An 18,315-nucleotide genomic window follows, 5' to 3' on the forward strand; every position below is an offset into this window, starting at 1 on the left:
ATGCAAGCACAAAAAAGTCGTCCAATTCAAATAAAAGGCTGGATGATGCCCCTTGTGGGATTTATTCTGGGGCAGCTTTTTTTAATCGTCTGTGATAGGTATTCGTGGACGCCGTACAGAGAAATCAAAGCGGGATCAGTAATGGGCAGAATTTCGAATTCTAAACTTTTTACAGAATGGTTCACTCCTTATGACTTACCGATGTCTAATGTAATTACGGCATTATTAATCGTAGCCTTACTCCTGCCTGCGCTAATAGGTGCGATGAAGAGTATTTTTTTCAGAAAATAAATCGACTTATGTTAGGAATGAAAGGACTGTGATGTAATGATAAAGAGAGAAAATCAGAATATGAAATGGATAGGTTTATTGTTCGCAGTATGGTTTACAGTAAGTGCTGCCCTGTTTTTAGCCGTCCTTTCCGGTGATGTTTCAGAGCATTTGTTTGGCTCATCAAGGCATGTTCGGAACCTAATTCAGAGTCTTGTGATGAGCGGCCTGGTTGTTCCTATTATTTTGTATTTATATCAGCGTCTCTATCGGATGACTGGTATAAAACCGAAGACACCGGTATATTCCTGGAAAAGGGGATATCACTTTTTTACTGGGGTTCTCTTGGCAGGTGGACTGGGTGTCTTGGGCTTCGTTATAGCAAGTGTTCAAGGTTGGATTGTCATTGAAAAATGGCATGCCCCCGATCAGTGGTTTGCTGCGCTGCTTATCAATGTATTGTTTGCCGTGTTTTTTGAAGCTTTGCCGGAGGAACTAGGGTTAAGAGGGCTGCTGTATGATGTGTTACGTCATCGATTCCCAGCTTGGTTATCCGTATTCTTTCAAACCATACTATTTGTATGCGTCACGACAGCGGTTGCCCTATTTCAAGCGTTCGTTGGACAGACACCCGGATTAACGCTTAATATCATTTATATCGTAGTCATTTTTTGTTTTGGAATAGGCTTGCAGTTACTCCGTTTATGGACCGGAAGCCTCTGGGCGTCAATTGGTTTTCACCTTACCTACTTAGAATTTATGCGGTTTGTCGCTCTTCCGCATGGCTATGGCGTACCCCCAATTATAAGCTACCAAGAATCAGCGCCCTTACTCGGCTACTTAATCTCTATTAGTATGATTCAAATCGGGGGCATTATCGTATCGCTTGTTATATTAAGTGCGAAGCGTAGCATACGGAAAAAGCATCCGCTCGAACTGGTGAACTAAGCAAATGAAATACCTGATATGCATAGATCCGATCCATCCATGATTAATTAGATTTAAATCAAATGCATAGATTGATATAAAAAAAATAAGTACAGTTGAAGAGAGCGACCTACGCTCTCTTCATTTCTTTCTGGGGCTCACATTCCTTATTTTCCATGGAGAAAGAACCGATTCCCTTGCAAATTCAAATCGAATGGCTATGCTCTTTTCCGACATATTCTTCTGTTTCATGAAAACAGGTAGTTCTAACACTGTAGTTAATCGATGCCCGTTGTCTGGGTCGGGGATTTCTTTTCTTTTCATCATCCGATATGTCGTACCGTTCTCCATCTGCTTAAGAAAGTAGTTTACCGTTTCAGAATGCGTGCCTTCAGACACTGCTATAAGTAAATTATTATCTCGTTGAGACAATGCTCCGATAAATAGCTCCGACAGCATCTCGGGCGACAAGCTATGTAAATACGCCTCCCTTTTCCCAGCAGCCGTGTAAACCATCACCTGATGCAATAAATCCGGATGAGTGGATCGATGCGTACTGCTGTCTAAATAGTGTACGCAGAAGTGTCCTGAAAATCCATTGTCCGGAATCCCATCGCCGCCATGAGGCATTCCGTTCATAGAAGCAGCGATTTTTCGATTGTCATCAGTAACGGCGATTATCGCTTTCCGATTCCAGCTCCAATGATTATCATACATCTGCTTCATCGTCTTCGTATCCTCTTTGGTTAGCGGCTGCACATCAGCATGCCTGCTTCCCGCACGACGCTGAACACGGAATTTCAACCCTTTCTCCAAATCAATAATTGAGAAAGTACTTTTTCTAGGAAGCAAGGCTTTCGCTTCACTCCAAGGAACAATCGTCCCATAATGATGTTTTCTTAGAAAATTTGCATGTACCAGTAACTGCTTGGTCGCTTTAGGTGTAAGGATAAGACGTGTTGATTCAGCCTCGTTCCATAAGGAACCGGATTGATCCATACGGAAATTTTTAGTTCCATTATTTTTTGTAATCGTTACATATATGTCGGAGAGTACAGGGCGATATTCTATTTGTTCTTCCTTGCTATCCTGATATAAACGAATGGCGTCCTTATTTCTCAAAACCATTTTATGTTCATATGTTGCGGAGGGGCTTGTCCGTACACTTATGTTCATTTCAGCAGATGGCGCCTTGTAGTCAGCATGAACAATCAAGCTGTTATCAGATAAATAGGTAAGGAGGAGAAGGAATATCATGGAGCGGGTCACGAACAAGATCATTTTCAAGCCTCCAAATAACTGTTGTTGTTTGTTAAAATCAATATTTCTGGGCTTCGTCCTGACCTAGAAATTGGATGACGCATGTGTAGAATTCATCTTATGTACGATTTTTATTCAGCATCCTCTATATATGCAGTGGCACGTCGTGTACCGAAGGTTAAAAGTCGTTTGCTTATCGTTTGAACAGAAACGATTTCCTCCAATTTTATAGGTGATAAACCAACGGGATAAAAAGGGGAGTCTACTGAAAAGAATTCAGCAAACTCCCCATGTTCCTCCATTCATGTTTTACTTGCGTAAAATAGATCCGGTATTGACGCATTCGATCTCTTTTCGAATTGCCGTCAATAGCTGCTCCGGATGAGAGTGCAAGAAAAAGTGTCCTCCTGGAAGGAGCTTGCTTGAAAAATCGGAATTGGTCAAGCTGCGCCAGGATGTCAGCGATTGTTCGGACAGAAATTCGTCGTCTTGTCCACCTAATGCAACGATGGGACAAGGTACGGTGCCATGAGTATATTCATACGTCTCGCATACCGAAAAGTCGGCTCTCAAAGAAGGGGACAGGAGTTCCAGCAATTCTTCGTCATCTATCAGCTCTTCTGGAATTCCCCCGTTCAGGCGAAGCCGCTTGCGAAATTCTTCCTCGGGCAAATCATGAATGGGAGATACCGGACTCTGAACATACGGGGCATTCAATCCCGCGACAATAAGCTTTAGCGGAGGACGATTCAAGCTCTTCGATAATAAGATCGACAATTCATAGGCCAATAAGGCTCCCATGCTGTAACCAAACAGAATATACGGTTTGTCCAATAAGGGCCTCATCGCATGTGCGACTGCTTCCAGCAGCGGCGGCATGCTTGTGTAGGCAGGTTCGCGCAATCGCGCGCCTCTGCCTGGATATTGAACTGCGCAAACCTCCGCGAACGCTGGCAAATAGTCGTGCCATGCGCGGAAAATGGATGCGTTCCCTCCAGCATACGGCAAACAAAACAGCCGTATTGCGTCTTTCTGATTCACCTTATTGCGAGCGAACCATTTGCTGCTTGTATCAAGACCGCTCACATCGCTCATCTTCCGCTCGTTTACAGATGAATGAGATTTTGATTGCTGGCATAATCCGATCATGATTCGAAGCTCTTCCTCAAACCTTTGAGCCAGATTTTCGATCGTTTGCTTACGATGCACATTTTCGCTGTATGACAAACTTATGTGCAGGCGGCCTGACGTCACCAATGCCGCCACGTCGACATAATGGGTCCGTTCGGAATCAGGTGCAAGATCCTGTCCTGCTGTATCCGCAACCAGCGTGAATAAAGCTTCCTTTTCCTTACTCCATTCAGCATTGAATTGCCCCAAGTAATTAAAGCTCATCATTGGACGTGGAAGCTTGCGAAGCTGATTCGCAATTCCGTCATCTTCGATCATATAACGAAGTAAGCCATAACCGACTCCGCGATTTGGAATACGATTCAGTCGCCCTTTTACCCCCTGGATGTCCGCGTATATATCCGCGCTATCTGTCACTTCAAGCATGACTGGATACATGTTCGTAAACCAACCTACTGTACGCGAGATATCAAGGTCAGTGAATAATTCTTCTCTGCCGTGCCCCTCTATATGAACATACATTTTCCTTTCTCCCGACCATCCAGAGACAGCGCGGCCGAGTGCGGCCAACAGAATAGCATCAATTTGCGCGCCGAATGCTGATGGAGCCTCCTGCAGCAGAATCCGCGTTTCTTCAGAAGACAAATTCGATTCCGCAACTGCCAAAGAGGCCGTCGTATTGGCTCCGTCTGGGAAGTCGAGCGGAATTAGGAGAGGGGGAGGACTGACTTGATGTAACCAGTATTCCAGCTCTGCCCGCAATTGATCCGTAGCGGAGTAGGCAGCAAGGCTGTGTGCCCAATCGCGATATGAAGCAGTTTTCGACGGCAAGCATATGGCTTCACGGTCTACTAATTGCTGACAAGCCGTGCTTAGATCATCCAGCAAAATGCGCCATGAAACACCATCTATCGCCAAATGATGAATAACCAAGGCCAGCTTTCCTGCCTGTCCGGTGCCATAGTCAAAATAGATGGCGCGCAGCAGCATGCCTTCGCTTAAGTTGAAGCCGGTTTGGGCCTCTGTGATCGCGGCAGCAAAAGCATCTGCCTGTAAGTTTGCAGCCTGATCGCGAAGATCAATGCGCTTCAGAGGCGATTCGTCCGTATAAGCGGCATATGCCTGTTCCCAACCGGATCGACCCATCGTAAATCGGAGGCGCAGCGCATCATGATGTGCCACGAGATGGGCGATCGCTCTCTGCAGGACTTCATAGCTTATTTGGGAATTCACGGACAAAATCATGGACTGATTGAAATGCTCGGGAACGGACATCTCCTCGAATAACCAGCGTTGAATCGGTGTAAGCGGCAGCGAGCCCGTCACTTCTTGCTGCCCGATTTCATTTGGCTCGAGCGGCTTCAGAGCTTCTAACATGGGAGCCAGCTCCGCGATCGATTGATATTGAAACAGATATTTCGGCTTCATTTCCAGACCCAATTGACGTACTTTGCTTGTAATTTGAGTGCTTAAAATGGAGTCGCCGCCTAAGCTGAAATAATTATCATGGATGCTGACGAGTTCAATGCCAAGCACCTGCGACCAAATGTCAGCCAACTTTTTTTCGGTCGGCGTTCGGGGAGGCACATATTCTTCCTCCTTGTCCGTAAAATTCGGCGACGGCAACGCATTGCGATCCACTTTACCATTAGGAGTCAATGGGAGAGCATCCGTAACGACGAAGGCGGCAGGAACCATATAATTCGGAAGCCGGGCCTGCACATACCGTCGAAGCTCGCTTATATCCAATCCGTGAGTGATATCGGCTGACGGGATCACGTATGCAACCAGCCGCTTGTCTTCCGGCCCAGGCTCCTTTACGGAAACGATCGCCTGCTCAACAGCCGGATGTAGCGTAAGCGCCGCCTCGATTTCTCCGGGTTCAATGCGATATCCCCTTATTTTTATCTGATCGTCGGCACGCCCCATAAATTCAATGGATCCGTCCGGTAAATAACGGGCAAGATCGCCAGTTCGATACAATCGTTCCCCTGGAAGGGAAGGAACGTACCCGAACCGCTCAGCTGTAAGCTCGGGCCTTCTCAGATAACCGCGAGCCAAGCCGTGGCCTGCAATGTATATTTCGCCAACAACGCCGATAGGAACGGGATGGCGATGCCGATCCAGCAAATAAATTCTCATATTGGCGATCGGTCGTCCAATCGTCGGAGCTGTAAGCTCCGCGGAAGACCGTGATTTCGCAGGCACGCGGCATGCCGTGGAGACAACGGTTCCTTCACTCGGCCCGTAATGATTGAACAGGGCAAACGGCAACGTCTCCGGTGGAAAATAACGCAGTCTGTCACCTCCGGTAAGCATGCACCGCAGCGAGCACTTGTCAGGCCAGGTCAGAGAGAGAAGCGCCTCAGCCAGCGGCGTGGGCAAAAAGCTGACGGTAATGCGCTCATTCACGAGCCAATCCCGCAGGCAATCCGGATCCAAGCGGGTATCCTCGTCTGGAATATGAATTGAGGCGCCGTTGGCCAAATAAGGCCACAGCTCCCAGACGGAAGCGTCAAAAGCGGGGCCTGCCAGCCATGTTGCCCGATCGCAGTTGGATATGCGATACGCATTCTGATGCCAGGACACTAAATTGAGTAAGCTATGATGTTCGATTTCGACTCCCTTAGGGCGGCCCGTCGAACCGGAAGTGTATACGACATAGGCTAAGTTGCCGGGCGCAGCGCCGCTGTCGGGAGCCGATTCATCACCATCTTGCGGATTGGCGCCGATTCCGTCCAACGGAAGAACGGTCAAATTCGTGTGCCGAACCCGCTCTGCATGCCGTTTGTGAGTCAACAGTACATGAATTTGGGCATCTTCGATCATATAAGCGATCCGTTCGTCAGGGTACGCCGGATCGATCGGCACATAAGCCCCGCCGGATTTTAATATGGCGAGCAATCCGATAATTTGCTCGGCTGAACGGTCAGCCAGCAAGCCTACCAGTACTTCTGGACCAATACCGAGCCGCTGTAGATGGCGGGCCATCCGATTCGCGCGAATGTTGACCTCCCGATAGGTGAACTTCTCGAATCCGAATGTCACCGCAATTGCATCTGGGAATAAGGAAGCTTGTTTCTCTACAAGTTCATGGATGCACATATTGCCTAAATCTGCGGCTTCTGTCCGATTCCATGCCGATAGCAAAAGCTGCCGCTCGCATTCGCCCATAATCTCCAGACTGCTCAAGGACAAGTCAGGATTGAGCACGATGCTCTCCAATAGATGTTGGAGATGATCCAGCATCCTCTCCACGGTCTGTGAATCGAAAAGATCCGTGTTGTACTCCAGCTCGGCAACGATTCCGTGATCCCTAACACGGCTCATCACCAGGGACAGGTCATATTTTGACGTCTTGTTGACAATCGGAAATAGCTTTACCTGCAGTCCGTCCGATTGCACCATATGCTGAAACGAATCGTCATTCATTGCGAACGTGACTTGAAATAACGGACTATGGCTCGTTACGCGATCAGGTTGCATTGCCTGCACCAGTTGATCGAACGGAAGATCCTGATGCTCATATGCGTTAAGAACCTGTTTCTTGGTTTGCTGCATCAGCTCGCGGAACGTCGGGTTAGTAGACAGGTCGCTTCTGATCACGAGCGTATTTACAAAAAAGCCGATCAATCCTTCTATTTCCGACATTCCGCGATTGGCTATCGGAGTGCCAATGCAAAAGTCATGCTGTCCCGAATAGCGATGCAGCAATGCTTGAAAAGCCGCCAGCAAGGTCATGAACAATGTCGAGCCTTCTCGGCGGCTCAATTGCAGTAGCGGTTGCACTACGGCCTCCGGTATGCACAATTGAGAGGCATCGCCCCGGAAAGTTTGCGTAGCGGATCGGGGACGATCCGTGGGCAGCTCTAATGCCGAAGGAGCATGATGCAGGGTGTCCAGCCAATATTGCAATTGCTTATCCAATTCTTCTTCCGACAACCATTTGCGCTGCCAGATCGCATAATCCGCATACTGGAAGGTGAGCTCGGGCAGGGGAGACGGCTTCCCCTGCGAATAACAGGAATAGAGCGTAAGCAGCTCCTGTTGAAATACGCCCAGAGACCAACCATCAAACACGATATGATGGAAGGCAAACAGGAGAAAATTCTCCTGTTTGCCGGTTTTGATGAGCAAGCTCCGGCACGGATGCCCATGCTCCAAGTCGAACGGCTTGGCTGCCTCTTCATCGATGATGCGGCGAGCTTCCAGGTATTTGTCCTCGACGCGTTCATCTGCGAACAAATCGATTTCTTTCATTGGTTGAACGGTGTCGATCGGCTCAATGATTTGTACTGGCGCATTTTCCATCGTTGAAAAGCGCGTTCTCAATGATTCGTGGCGGCGGATGACTTCGATCCACGCCCGCTGTATGGCCGTTATGTCCAACTCCCCGATAAATTCGAACGCTAACGGAATATGATAATGATTCATGCCCGGTTCAAGCTGATGAAGCAGCCATAATCGTTGTTGAGCAAATGACATAACGGATCCCGTGGGCTTCCTAGACTGCGGCTTAATTGGCGGTTTGCGCGGTGCCTTGTCCTTGGCCAGCCGGGCTGCCAACATTCTTTGCTGCTCGGGAGTTAACGAGGCCAAACGATCCCGCAAATCCGTCATACCCATGCATCCTCCTTATGGGGCAGTTCGCGCATAACAGCTTCTCGTTCTTCTTCTGGCAATTTTTCCAGCTCGGTCAGCAGTTCGGACAGGAGAACGGGATCCATTTCCGTTTCCGATTCCATTTCAGTCATTCCCATGTCTTCAAGCTTGGCGGTTAAAGCCGCAACAGTAGGCGCATCGAACAGGGCATGTAAAGGAATCTCTGCTTGGAACGCTTCCCGAATGCGGGAGAGAAGCCGGGTAGCGAGCAGAGAATGGCCTCCAAGCTCGAAAAAGTTATCTTCCACGCCCACTTCTTTTACTCCGAGCACATCTTCCCAGATAGCGGCCATTTTCATTTCGGCCGAATTGCGCGGCGCCACATAGGTCGGCTGCAGATCCGTTCTTTCGTAACCAGGCTTCGGAAGCGAATCGCGATCGATTTTCCCGTTATTCGTAAGAGGCATCGATTGCAGCCACATAAAGAGGGAAGGGATCATGTAATCTGGAAGCCTGCTTTCGAGATGCGCTCGCAGCACCGGCATAATATCGCCCGATTGATCCGTTTCCACGTAGGCAATCAGACGCTTGTCTCCATGTGGATCAACGTCCGCTATAACGAGAGCTTCCCTTACAGACGGATGTTCCTTCAGCGCAGCCTCGATTTCCCCCAATTCGATGCGATATCCCCGTATTTTCACCTGATGATCCGCACGTCCTACATATTCGAGTTCCCCGTTATGCCGAATGCGGGCCAGGTCGCCGCTTTTGTACATGCGTGCATCAGGATCATTAGCGAACGGATCGAGCACGAAGCGCTCGCTATTTAATTCGGCCCGGTTCAAGTACCCTTTAGCGACTCCGGGGCCTCCTACGTACATTTCGCCAGTCACACCAGGAGGAACGGGCTGCATATGACGGTTAAGGACATACAGCTTCGTGTCCGGAAATGGAATTCCGATCAAGCTTCCCGTGTCCTGCCCGATATCCTCAGCGGTTATTCGGCGGTAAGTAGAAACTACCGTCGTTTCCGTGATTCCGTACATATTGATAAATTGAGGTGAACGATCACCGTGTCGATCGATCCAAGGCTTTAATGACTGAAAATCCAGCGGCTCTCCGCCAAAATTAATATAACGCAGGCTTAATTTTGACGAGTCTTGTGATTCCTCATATTGAGCCAATGGCCGAAATGCCGACGGCGTCTGGTTGAGGACGGTAACCTTGTGCTGCTCCAGCAAGTGATACAGGTTCTCCGGTGAACGACTCGTCAGATGGGGCACGACCACCAACCGTCCGCCATAAAACCAGGCGCCCCACATTTCCCATACGGAAAAGTCGAAGGAATAGGAGTGAAACAGGGCCCAGACATCGTCTTCATGAAAACCGAAAATGGATTCGGTAGACGTAAACAGCCGGACGACATTCTCATGCGAGATCATTACGCCCTTCGGCTTCCCGGTGGAACCGGAGGTGTAAATCACGTAAGCAAGATTGGTGGAAGTCAGCTCCACGTTCAAATCTTCGCCGGATAGCTTCTCTATCGTATCTCGCTCTTCATCCAGGCACACCGTTGTGAGTTCATGCTGCGGCAAGGAGCGCAAGAGATGAGATTGGGTGAGGAGAATGGCCGGAGCCGCGTCTTCCATCACATAACGGATGCGTTCCGCAGGGTACGCAGGGTCAATCGGCACATAAGCGGCGCCCGCTTTGAGCACGCCGAGGATACCGACGAGCATGTCCAGGGAGCGCTCGACCAATATCGCTGCCAGAACGCCGGGCCCTGCCCCCAGCGTCCGCAAATGACGTGCAAGACGATTGGCTCTCACATTTAGTTCGCCGTAGGTTAGTTGTTGATGATCATATACGGCGGCGACGGCATCGGGTTTGTGCCGGGCCTGCGCCTCAAACACTTCTTGAAGGCAGCGATGATCGCGCAGGAGATTCGCTGGCTCTGCAGCAAAAAGCAACCGTTCCCGCTCTGCATCGTTAAGGAGAGGAAGCAAAGCGATTGGCGACTTTTCGGCAGACGGTTCAATAATGGCCTGCAATATATTTTCGTAATAGGTTAAAAATCGTTCGATCGTATCTTTTCGGAACAGATTTGAATTATAAGTCAGATCCAAAAGAATATTTCGGTTGAAATCCATGACATTGAAACTGAGCTCATATTTCGTTGCCGTAATCGGAGTAGGGATGGTATCGACTTCAATATTGCCAGCATCCGGGATATTGACTCTTCGCTCATAGTTAAAAACAACTTCAAGTGGTGATAGACGATGAGAGGCATCGGGATTTCGAAATACGCTGCTGAATGAAAACTCGCCGTGCTCCTGGGCCTCCAAAACAGAAGTCTTCACCTGGCTTAGCAAATGTGTAAAATCAGCGTATTCATCCATTTCGATGGATATCGGCAATAATGTGACCGCATATCCAACATAGCTGGAGCCGCCAGGCAAAGAGCGCTGGGCAAAAGGCACCCCGACGGTCAGATCCGTCTGATGCGTCAAACGATTGAGAAGCAGGGCATAGGCACTTAAAAATGTAACGAAAGGAGTAACCTTATTGCGCTGTGAAAAGCGGTTCACTCGTTCAGCAAGTGTAGGATCGACCATATGCCGAACAATGTCGCCATTATAGGTTTTTTTGTGCGGACGCCTCATATCGAACGGCAAATCCAGGGTCGTATTGCTGCCTGTTTTGTTCAACCAATACAGGTTATTGGCTTGACGCTCCTCACTGGATTCCAGCCCCGCCTTCCAGTCCATGTAGCTTCTTAATTGTAAAGGCTCTGGCAAATGAATGGGCATGCCTTTCAACAATGAGGAATAGGCGGCGAACATTTCTTCAAGAATAATTCCAATAGCGTATCCGTCTATGAGAACGTGACTTGCAGTAAATACGAGATAATGCCTGTCGGTCGTTAATTTGAGCAGCGTGCAGCGATATAAGCTCCCTGATGCAAGAGGGCGCTCCGTCTCATCGCGAATCCAATCGATTGCAGCAGATTCCGGACTCGAATCAGTTGCGGAGCTCAAATCCAGCATCGGCATATCGATGTGAACCGTCCCCCGAATTGGTATCATATTGCCTTGATGATCGAATGTCACCCGCAAGGAATCGTGCCGCGCCACAACACTGTTCATTGCCTCTGTTAATAATGAATGGCGTAGCGTGCCTTTAAGGGAAAGCACTACGGTTTCATTGCATGCGATGGCTGCCTGATCGCCTAGCTGCGAAAGCACCCATAACTCCCTTTGATCCTCGGATACGGGGATAAGTTCCTTATCGGAAGTCTGCTGTCCAGCCGGAATGCGGGCACCCGGAAACATTTGAGCGTCAATAAGCTCTGTCATCGTATCCTTGATTATCCCAATCAACTTGCGGATGTCCTCGTCTGAATGTTCCGTCGACAGGAAGCAGTTGCGTCCTTCCCAGATATACACGCCCTTTTCCAGTAGGCCATAGAAGAACAGATCCATGTTCACTTGATAGACGAACCGGAAGAGGGAGCCGAAGTGAACCATCTTCATAGGGATATTCGCGGATTCGAAAAAGTCGTTCAATTCGCGCACCAAATAGGCTGTCTTGGCATTGACGTTCTCTTGCAATTCCGGGCCGAACTCCAACAGATGAAGCAGAACGGCATGCGTGCAGGCCATCGTAATGGGATGCTTGCAGAACGTGCCTGCGATTATGGTTGTTTCAGCTTGCGGGTAAGAGCGGTCACCAAAATTCCATTGCCCTCCATCCACGGCATCCAAGAACTTCGCGCTGCCGGCCACTACTCCAATGTGCATGCCTCCGCCAAGGACTTTCCCGTAAACGCACATATCCGGTCGAATCCCCGATATGCCCTGGAACCCGGCAGGATGAACTCGGAAGCCGGTAATCACTTCATCAAATATCAGCGCCGTATTGCTGCTCCGCGTGATTTCGCGAAGCTCTTCCAAAAATGCGATAGGAACGAGGTCAGGACGACGGCTTTGTACAGGCTCGACCAGTACTGCTGCCAGCTCACCCGACATAGATCGTATAATCTCCAGCGATTGTGGATTATTATATTCGAGAATCATGACGTCTTCCGTAATCCCGGCAGGAATGCCTGGCGCCATAGGGGAAGCTCCGTTTGAACCGGGGCGATTGAACATGCTGGCCAGAACACCGTCATACGTGCCGTGATACGATCCTGCGAACATGGCAATCTTATTCTTGCCGGTTACAGCGCGCGCAAGCCTTAGGGCAGCCATTACCGCTTCCGTCCCTGAATTGCAGAAGGTACTTCTGTCCAAGCCAGTAATCTGGTGAATGAGATCTGCTACTTCCCCTGCGATGCCGGATTGCGGGCCTAGAGCATAGCCGTTTTGAAGCTCACGCTTAATAGCTTCGTCGATGAACTCAGGAGCGTGACCGAAAAAATTCACGCCGAAGCCCATCGTTAAATCGATATATTCATTTCCGTCCTTATCCCAAAAACGCGAACCTTTTGCATGATCGACAACGGGCAAATAATGAACTTCTTTCGTTGAAAACCGGAAACCAGATGCACCGCGATAATCGGCGAACACGGGGCGATGCTTGGCTATCCACTCTTTCGATTTTTTTGTTTTATCGGCCAATCGTGCCACGAGCGATCTGGCATATTGTTCTTGCATACCAGTTACGCTTTCTTCTTTCTGATCCTGCCATCTTTGATAGGGAACCCAGGCTTTTTCAGAGATTGTCGGCAGTGAAGGCGCGGCAGGGGATTCCGGTCGGATCGCCATTGTACTCGGATGAACAGTTGATCCATTCAGCGAATGGTTGATTGCCGTTGTACTAGGATGAACAGCCGTTCCATTCAGTGGTTGATTGTGGATGAAGGATAATTGATGTTGGATGACACGTTCCATGGAAGCCAGTTGTTCGCTCATTAATCCAAGCAGCCCTGATTCGTTGTGCATCGAATTGGAGAGCACTGGGGACGGCGAATCAACGGCTGTCGATTTGGAGAGTGCCAGAGACAGCGAATCGACGGCTGACGAGCTCGGCAACTGTTCGGTCAGCGCTGGCAGCGCATCATGCGACATAACCGATTCGATGGCTGCGCATAGCTTGGAAATGCTCGTGATTTCGGTGAAGAAATCGCGCGCCGAAAAGGTTACTCCGTATTTGTTTTTTACTTTTTGAATCACGTCCATCAGAATGAGCGAGTCAGCGCCCATTTCCAATAAAGGCAGGTTCTCATCGATTCTTGCCACGTCTTGATTCAGCAACTGGGCGAATATTCCCTTGATCTCCATCATAATAGAAGTTCTGATATTGCTATCTTGGATTGTTTTCACCAACTTTTCCTCCTTTGGCGATTCCGGATTCATATGACCGCCTTGCCAGCATTTTGTATAAGCAAACGGATAGTTCGGCAATTGCGCGCATTCATGAGTGTCCAATTGGTAGAGTGCCTCAAACTGGACTTGTCCGCCGACGACGTACAGATTGCCTACAGCTTCGAGCAGCGAATATTCGTCATCCCTTCCTTTTAGGAGAGAAGGAATCCATTTATAGGTACCATTATTGAATTCTCGCTGTCCAATCCGTGACAGTACGGCATGAGCACCGATTTCCAAAAAGATATTGCACCCGTCATTTACCAATGTATATAAAGAGTCTTTGAACCGAACAGCTTCCCGTGTATGCCTGATCCAATACTCGGCAGTAATTGAACCGATAAATTCGCCGGTTACGTTAGAGACAAGCGGAATTTGGGGAGGATTGAATTTTAATCGTTTTATGATATCGTAATAGTCTTGCAGCATTGGCTCGACTAATTGAGAATGAAATCCATAGTTTACCTCAAGCGGTACGGTATGAACGCCTGCTCGTTGCAGATGGTTCGTAGCTTCAACTACATCATCCGGGGCGCCTGCAATGACAAAATTGTTGCTGCTATTAATGGCGGAGATTTCTACGTTCGGATGGGCGCAAAGCACGCTTTCCAGTTCCTCCGCATCTCCCATGACTGCCGCCATTGCTCCAGGATCGCACTTTTGTGTCATGAGCTTTCCTCGCTCGGCAACTACAGCCAACGCATCTTCAAGAGAAAATACCCCTGCAATGCATGCCGCCACATATTCGCCCACGCTATGTCCGACTACCGCAGCAGGTTCGATTCCAAGCGATAGCCATACTTGTGCTAGAGAGTACTCCAATGCGAAAAGAGCGCACTGCGTGTAGTCTGTACGATGAAGGAGAGCTGACGCAGATTCATTTTCTACATCATAAATGACATCCAGTAGAGAATGATCCAATCGATCCTTTACTAACTCGGCGCATCGATTCATGTTCGAGCGAAACACTTCTGAGCTTGCATACAAGCCGCGGGCCATATTAACATATTGGCTTCCTTGTCCCGTAAACATAAAGACGATTTTGGGAGAGTGGACGGGACTGCCTGCAATGCCGTTGACCCCGCGAGCGGAGAAACTGCGGACTTTCTCATGTATCTCTTCAAGTGAGCCGCCAACGAATGAAGCTCTGTGCAGGAATGCTGGTCGGCGGGTATTGGCCGTTCCGCATATGGCTCCTAATTGCTCTGAGGATGCGTGCTGTAAATAGGAATCGTACGTGGAAGCGAGTCTAACTAATCCTTCCGCGGTAGGGGATGATAATGTCAGCAGATGCGCTCTCGATTCCATGGCATTGTTAGCTCGCTTATCGGTACGGGATGGTGCCTCCTGCACAATAACGTGGGCATTCGTTCCGCCAAATCCGAACGAGCTTACCCCGGCTGCTTTTACAGGTTTGATCCAGCTTTCCGTCTCAACAGGGATGCGGAGGCGGGAACGATCGAGACTTATGTATCGATTTAGCTTGGTCATGTGCAAATGGGCAGGAATTTCGCCGTGCTGAATCGCCAGCACCGTTTTGATAAGTCCGGCAATGCCAGCAGCCGCTTCGAGATGTCCGATATTCGTTTTGACGGAACCGAGATAGCAGATGTCGTCGTCATTTATCCCTGCCGACGGACAACCATAAATCTCTTTAATTGCCTCAGCTTCGATGGGATCGCCCAGAGGCGTACCGGTGCCATGAGCCTCTACATAGCCGATGTCCGCAGGTTTCAGCTGAGCCTGCTCGATCGCTCTGCGTATCACTTGTCTTTGCGCGATCCCGTTAGGCGCGGTTAAGCCGTTGCTGCGACCGTCTTGATTAACGGCCGTTCCTTTAATGACGGCATGAATCCGGTCACCGTTTGCAATTGCATCCTTTAAGCGTTTCAGGATAACGACCCCGCAGCCTTCTCCGCGGACGTAACCATTGGCCCTGTCGTCGAACGTCTTGCATGATCCATCCTCAGACAGCATTTTGGCTTCCTGCAAACCTTCCGTGATGCTGGCGGAAAGCAATAGGTTTACCCCTCCGGCTACAGCCGCATCGCATTCCCCGCTGAGCAGGCTTTGGCATGCATAATGAAGGGCCACTAATGATGACGAACAAGCAGAATCGATACACATGCTCGGACCGCGGAAATCATAAAAATACGAAACCCGATTGGCGATAATACTCAGCGCACCGCCCGACACTTGATATGGCTCAGAATCATTTGTTGTGCTTGGTTTCGGCAAATAGATATAATCGGTTGCGCTGGCCCCTATAAATACACCTGTTGCGCTGCCCTTAAGATGAGCGAGGTTGATGTTGGCATTTTCGAATGCTCTCCATGTCACCTCCAGCAACAGCCGTTGTTGGGGATCCATGCTTGCCGCCTCTCTAGGGGAGATGGCGAAGAATTCACTGTCGAATAGTTCGATGCCATCCAGAAATCCGCCGAACATATGAAAATTCGGATTTATGCCGCATAGCGCTTTCCTTTTGTCGTCCATGTCGGATATTGCGTTTTTTCCGCCCTTCAAAAGTTCCCAATATGCCGCGATGCCGTCCGCCCCAGGAAATTTCCCTTCCATGCCGACGATAGCGATTGAATCATCAATCGATCCGCGATCTGCATCAGGCTCTTGGACGGAAGGTTGGCTTGCGATAGAGTCTAGGTATTGCGCAAGCTTATTTGGCGTCGGATAGTCCCAGATCAAGGCAGGGGACAGCGTCATACCCAACCGGTCGGCAACATGATCGATCATTCTGACCGCCTCTAACGAATCCAGGCCGAATCTGACAAAGGATTCATGTTCGTTCAGATTGGTCTTGGCATTGCAATGATGATGCAAATAGGACATGATCAGTTCTAGGCTTGAAGATTTTCGCTCCGTGGAAACAGGGGCAGGACTGATGTTGTCGCTTTCCTTCGCCTGCGAAGCGGCATAATTCTGTGCCAACTTGTACCTTTGCACTTTACCGCTTGTCGTTTTCGGCATTTGCCGAATCGGTATTACCTTTGCGATTTTCCAGCCTCCGCGCTGGAATAAATGTTCTTCTAAGCTTTCAGACAGCGAGGCGAAGTGAGCATCATTTTTTTTGCTAACGACAAATACGACGATATCATCCTCGCCTCTCTCTTTGTTGTATACGCCGCAGGCAGCGATCTTCCCTAATTCCACGCCCTCGACTTCTTCCGCTGTCCGTTCAATATCATGCGGATAAATATTCTGGCCGTTCACAATAATCATGTCTTTGTAACGCCCTGTCATAACTAGACTTCCATCGATGAAAAAGCCTAGATCTCCCGTTCTGACCCATTGATCCGCCGTGAACATGTCGGCAGTAGTCTCTCGGTTATTGTAATAACCGGCAGTTACATTTTTTCCTTGTATTTGAATATGGCCGATTACCTTATCCGGCAGAATGCGATCATGATCGTCGCAGATTCGGATCGCACAGTCATCAATTGCATGTCCAACTTCGACAAAGGTAAGAGTATGTTCAGTGGATCTGTCCGAAATGACAATCTCCTGGCCAATGTTTAATAAGGTGCGATCCAGATGAATCGGTACAAACTCAGTTTTGCCATCAGTGAGGGAGACGGCAACAGTTGCCTCGGCTAGGCCATAAGCTGGCCTTATGCTTGTCCGCTGTAATCCATATGGAGCCATCTTATCCAAAAACTCATTGCAAAGCTCTGATGAAATGGGTTCGGCACCATTTACAATAATTCGAAGTCTAGATAAATCCCAATCGGCGGCAATCTCAGGCTTGAACATTTTCAGAAAGTATTTGTAGCCGAAATTTGGGGAAGAAGTGATAGTAATATTGTGGTCGTTTATTTTTTTGAACCAAAGCGTCGGTCTGCGTATAAACACGGATGTTGGCATGATGTATTGATTTACACCTTTGATGAGCGGGGTGATATGGAAGGAGATCAGCCCCATGTCATGAGTTAACGGCATCCATGACAAAAAGGAGTCGTCATCCCTCGTTTCGAACCGATTATTGATCGCACGCGTGTTGGAGTATACATTTTCATGCGTCACAATGACTCCTTTTGGATTGCCCGTTGAACCGGAAGAGAACTGAATGAAAGCAATCGTACGGGACGAACCTTGATGAATCGTTCCGTGGGCGGGGACGGAGCACTCCAACGCTTCCAGATACACGGTCTTATCGGCTATCATGTCCATGTCGTGCAATGTATGTCGGTTATCGGAGGCGTGCGCGCGCAATCTTTCCATTACAGGCGGCGAAGTTGCAAGGTAAGGGTTTTGGAGTGTACCCCAGATTTTAAAAAACTTGTTTTTGTGCTCCGCATTGCTGCCGACCGAGACGGGTACGGCAATGATTCCGCCTAGTATGCAGGCCCAGAACAAAAAAATAAAGTGCTCCGATTCGTCATCGTTCAATTGAAATACAAGCTCGTCGCCAGCACGAATACCGTGAGCTTGCAAGGTATGCAAATACATAAGGGCATTATCAAAGACTTGCTTGTAACTGTAAAATCGTTCTTGCCGATCTCCTGTAATGAGCGTTACGCCATGTACATGCTTCTCCCGGACATCTCTTACTGCCTGAATAAGCGCAGATTCAGATTCGTTCATTGATTATCCTCCTTTGTGAAAGTGAAAGGGACTTGTGCGACGACGGAAAACTTTATTTCTCAGTAAATAGCATGTAAACCATGAAATGGTTCCCCATTATTTACAACCCTTATTCTAGTTTATGATACAAAAATTGTATATCGATGATTTTGTCGCAATT

Annotated in this window: 5 protein-coding genes; 2 read left to right on the plus strand and 3 right to left on the minus strand. The window is 48.8% G+C overall.

Features of this window, described 5'->3' with window-relative positions; translation table 11 throughout:
* A complete protein-coding gene (locus RQP50_RS15955) occupies nt 1–291 on the plus strand; it encodes a YfzA family protein (RefSeq protein WP_315746013.1) in 291 nt (96 codons plus the stop codon).
* 60 nt (nt 292–351) lie between these two features.
* A complete protein-coding gene (locus RQP50_RS15960; RefSeq protein WP_315746014.1) occupies nt 352–1,218 on the plus strand; it encodes a CPBP family intramembrane glutamic endopeptidase in 867 nt (288 codons plus the stop codon).
* A gap of 120 nt (nt 1,219–1,338) precedes the next feature.
* On the opposite strand, the gene RQP50_RS15965 is transcribed toward RQP50_RS15960, so the two are convergent.
* The 3 genes from RQP50_RS15965 to RQP50_RS15975 form a co-directional block, all read right to left on the minus strand.
* On the minus strand, nt 1,339–2,478 hold the full coding sequence (locus RQP50_RS15965) for a hypothetical protein (protein WP_315746015.1): 1,140 nt from the start codon (nt 2,476–2,478) through the stop codon (nt 1,339–1,341).
* A gap of 288 nt (nt 2,479–2,766) precedes the next feature.
* A complete protein-coding gene (locus RQP50_RS15970) occupies nt 2,767–8,208 on the minus strand; it encodes a non-ribosomal peptide synthetase (RefSeq protein ID WP_315746016.1) in 5,442 nt (1,813 codons plus the stop codon).
* Entirely contained in the window at nt 8,205–18,155 is a 9,951-nt protein-coding gene (locus RQP50_RS15975; RefSeq protein WP_315746017.1) for a non-ribosomal peptide synthetase/type I polyketide synthase, read from the minus strand. The genes RQP50_RS15970 and RQP50_RS15975 overlap by 4 nt, the downstream gene beginning before the upstream one ends.
* Nucleotides 18,156–18,315: the final 160 nt, after the last annotated feature.

The sequence above is a fragment of the Paenibacillus suaedae genome, assembly GCF_032337355.1.
In the GTDB taxonomy this organism is placed as follows: Bacteria; Bacillota; Bacilli; order Paenibacillales; family Paenibacillaceae; genus Paenibacillus_B; species Paenibacillus_B suaedae.

Coding starts and splice junctions, on each gene's coding strand:
- RQP50_RS15955 (WP_315746013.1), top strand. CDS start 1: ATGCAAGCACAAAAAAGTCGTCCAATTCAAATAAAAGGCTGGATGATG.
- RQP50_RS15960 (WP_315746014.1), top strand. CDS start 352: ATGAAATGGATAGGTTTATTGTTCGCAGTATGGTTTACAGTAAGTGCT.
- RQP50_RS15965 (WP_315746015.1), bottom strand. CDS start 2,478: ATGATCTTGTTCGTGACCCGCTCCATGATATTCCTTCTCCTCCTTACC.
- RQP50_RS15970 (WP_315746016.1), bottom strand. CDS start 8,208: ATGACGGATTTGCGGGATCGTTTGGCCTCGTTAACTCCCGAGCAGCAA.
- RQP50_RS15975 (WP_315746017.1), bottom strand. CDS start 18,155: ATGAACGAATCTGAATCTGCGCTTATTCAGGCAGTAAGAGATGTCCGG.